Origin of the sequence: Streptomyces sp. SID5785, assembly GCF_009870065.1 — a bacterium.
GTDB lineage: Bacteria > Actinomycetota > Actinomycetes > Streptomycetales > Streptomycetaceae > Streptomyces.
Window position 1 is genome coordinate 1 of sequence record NZ_WWIA01000229.1, and the last position, 3,526, is coordinate 3,526.

Here is a 3,526-nt window from a genome sequence, read left to right on the forward strand (position 1 = left end):
GGGTACGCCGACCTCCTCGACCGGGTCCTGGCCACGGGCCGCACCGAGGTGCTCACCGATGTCCCCACCGGCCCCGCAGGGACCACGCCGGGGGCGCTGACCTGCACCGTGTCCCGCGTGACATCGGGCGGCGGGCGCCACGGCACGCTGAGCGTGTGCACGGAGGTGACCGCGGACACCACATCCGCCGAGCGCACCCGTGTCACGGCCGAGCAGCACCGGCGAGCACTGCTGCGGTACTCGAGCCTGGTCGCCGCGGGCTCGGAGGCGATCTGGGTGATGGGCCCCCGCGGCGGTGTCGTCGAGCGCAGTCCCGGGTGGGAGCAGCTGACGGGACAGCGCTGGGAGGACTACCGCGGCGACGGCTGGACCGACCGTCTGCACCCCGACGACCGCGACGCCGTCGTGCGGGCCTGGTCGGTCGCGCTGACCGCGGTGGTGCCGCGCTTCACGACGTCGTACCGGCTGCGCACGTCCGACGGCAGCTACCGGCATGTCGCGGTCGAGGCCGCGCCCGTCATCGACGACGGTGAGGTCCTCGAGTGGGTGGGCACCTGCCGCGACATCGAGCAGCAGTGGCAGGAGTCCCGCCGGCGGGAGCTGCTGGCCCGCGCGAGCGCGTCGGTCGCCGGGCTCGTGCGGCTGGACGAGATCCTCGCCGCGCTCACCCGTGTGGTCGTGCCCGAGCTCGCCGACAGCTGCACGGTGTATCTCCTCCCCCAGGTGCTGCCGCACCAGGACGGTGCCCGAACCCCCGAGCGGGTCGCCGCGCAGACCCGGGCCGGCCTGCCGCAGCTGCCCCCGCACCGGGAGGAGCACATGAGCCCGGGCAGTCCCCTGGCCCGCGCCGTGGAGAACCGCGTGCCGGTCCGGGCCACGTTCCCGCCGGGCGCTCCCCCGGCCGAGTTCGCCCCGCCGGGCGGCGAACCGTGGCTGGCGCCCGGGGCGAACAGCGTGATCCTGCTGCCGGTCGTCGTCGACGGCACGGTCGCCGCGCTGGTCACCGCCTCGGCGAGCGGCAACCGGCCGCCCCTCGGGCCGTCGGAGGCCGAGCTCCTTGCCCTGCTCCTCGAACAGGCCCACGCGGCGCTGAGCGGAGCCCTGGAGTTCCAGCGGACCCGGCAGGTGGCCCTGGCCCTGCAGCGCAGCCTGCTCACCGACCCGCCGCATCTGCCGGACCTGGACCTGGTGGTGCGGTACCACCCGAGCAACAGCGCCGCGGAGGTCGGCGGGGACTGGTACGACGCGTTCGAGCTCCCCGGCGGCACCCTCGTGCTCACCATCGGCGACGTCACCGGGCACGACCTGCCCTCCGCGGTGCGGATGAGCCAGTTGCGCACCATGCTGCGGGGGCTGGCCCTGGACCGCCAGGAGGCGACCGGCGGGATCCTGCGCCGCCTGGATCTGTCCGTGCAGACCCTGTACCCGGAGTACACGGCGACCTGTGTCCTGGCCCGGGTGGAGCGTCCGGGTGACGGCCGGTTCGAGTTCCACTACTCGGTCGCCGGTCATCCGCCGCCGCTGCTCGTCGGGGCCGACGGCGCGGCACGCTTCCTCACCGCGGCCCACGACCCGCTGCTGGGCCTGGCTCCGGAGCCGCACTACGGCAGCGCGACCTACGCCCTTCCGCCCGGGTCCACCCTGCTGCTGTACACGGACGGGCTCGTCGAGCGCCGCGACGAGGACATCGAGACCAGCCTGGAACGGCTGCGCCGGCACGCGGTCCGCGCGGCCGGGCTCGGCCTGGACGGCTTCTGCGACGCGCTCCTCGCGTCGGTGCCCGCCGTCGACAGCGACGACGACGTCGCCGTCGTCGCGCTGCGGGTCCCCGAGCACGACCGGCCCGCCGGCGCCCGGCGGTCCGCGCCGAGGGCGTGATCCGGCCAATCCGGTGTGCGCCCTGTCCTTTCCCGCCCCTCTGTTGGAAAGTAGCACTATCCAAGCTGTCGGGACGCGGCAGCCGGACCGCTCAGGGAGACGCCCATGCGCAGGCCGAAAGGCAAGGACCCGATCTACTTCGACCACTGCACGTCGTGCAGCTACATCCTGTGCCTCGGGGACGAGCACGCCATGGCCGTCAGGACGGCCGAACTCTCCATGCCGTTCCACTACGAGGAGATGCACCGCACGAGCCGTCCGGAGTGGACGATCGACGTCAGGCTCCGCCGCGAGGTCGACCCCCACTTCTAGGGCGTGTTGCGCACGTCGCGCCGTCCGTCCGGGCCGGGCCCGCCGTCGCGCTCACACGAGCAGGACGAGCATCACGCCCATGCCGAGCGCCATCGCCGCGTGACAGGCCGGTTCGCACGCGGCGCCGCCCAGGAGCGCGCTCGCCCCGGCGGGTCCGGGGCCGCCGGCCGGGTCGCGTGCCCGGTCGAACGCCCGGGCCAGCCAGCGCAGTCCGAGGGCGACCAGGACGAGCGCCAGCAGACCGGCGGTCCACCGGTCCCCGGCCTGCGAGAGCGTCATCGCACTGGTGGCGTCCGTGGCGGCCATCTCCATCCCCGGCATGTCGTGGGCCATGCCCCCGGCCCCGGCGGACATGCCGGACCCGCCCATCACGGAGGCCATCCAGGCCATGGCGCCCATCATCACGACGTGGGGCAATGCCCCGGCCAGGCCCCCCGTCCGGGTGGTCCCCGGCCCGGAGCCGGACAGCGCGGTGGCGGCGAACCACACCGCGCCGGCCGAGAACACGGCGACCTGCGGCCCGGCGGGCACGTCCATGCCCCAGGGCCAGGACATCGCCGCCATGGCACACCCCATGACGGCATGCAGGGCGTGCCCCACCCGCTCGGCCGCCGGGCGGCGCCCGCGCGCCGCGGCCGACCACACCCCGTACACGGCGGGAGCGACGAAGAGCGCGGTGAGGATCCACCGCAGTCCGGGAGCGTTGATCATGCGGCTGCCTCCGTCCGCGCGGTGCGGCGCCCGCGGCGGGCTCCGACGATCAGGTCGACGACGAGGAACACCAGGAGCGGCAGCCCGAAGAGCGGCACGAAGTAGCCGGTCACGGCGGTCAGCAGCAGCGCGGGAGCCAGGAACCGGCCGGGCAGGCGCCGCCAACCGCCGGGCAGGGGCGGGCGCCCGAACGCGGGCCCGCCCGCGCGCGTGGGGCGGCGCAGCCACCACATGCGGTAGCCCCCGAGGATCATGCCGATCAGCGCGAGGGCGAGCAGGGCCAGCACGATCTGGTTGGCGAGCCCGAAAAGGAGCCCCATGTGGGCGTCGATGCCCCAGCGCGTCATCTTGGCGAGGACGGGGTGGTCGGCCCAGCGGGCATGGTCGGTGACGGTGCCGGTGCGCGGGTCGACGGCCACGCTGTCCTGACGCTCGGGCCAGTGGCGGGTGTTCTCCTTGACCACATAGGTGGCCTGGTCCGCGCTCGGCGGGGTCACGACGAGGACACCGCGCAGACCGGCCGCGTGCGCCGAGGCGACGACCGTGTCGATCCCGACGTCCCTCCCGTGGCCGGATCCTGACCCCGTGTCGGGGCCGGCGGCGCGCGCGGGCAGGGCCGTGGACA

Annotated in this window: 4 protein-coding genes; 2 read left to right on the forward strand and 2 right to left on the reverse strand. The window is 74.9% G+C overall.

Translation table 11 applies throughout. The features are described from left to right. On the forward strand, window positions 1-1,878 hold a 1,878-nt coding region (locus tag GTW43_RS06900), incomplete at its 5' end, for a SpoIIE family protein phosphatase (protein WP_161300734.1). Window positions 1,879-1,983: 105 nt separating this feature from the next. Beyond that, complete coding sequence (locus GTW43_RS06905; protein WP_161300735.1) at window positions 1,984-2,190, forward strand: hypothetical protein; 207 nt, start codon at window positions 1,984-1,986, stop codon at window positions 2,188-2,190. 51 nt (window positions 2,191-2,241) lie between these two features. Here the strand turns inward: GTW43_RS06905 and GTW43_RS06910 are convergent, their stop codons facing one another. After that, window positions 2,242-2,901 carry a DUF5134 domain-containing protein gene (locus GTW43_RS06910; protein ID WP_161300736.1) on the reverse strand — a complete coding sequence of 220 codons (660 nt, stop codon included), beginning with the start codon at window positions 2,899-2,901 and terminating at the stop codon, window positions 2,242-2,244. Then, window positions 2,898-3,526, reverse strand: a 629-nt coding sequence (locus tag GTW43_RS06915) for a PepSY domain-containing protein (protein ID WP_202501145.1), incomplete at its 5' end; no start/stop codon positions are given. The genes GTW43_RS06910 and GTW43_RS06915, both read right to left, overlap by 4 nt.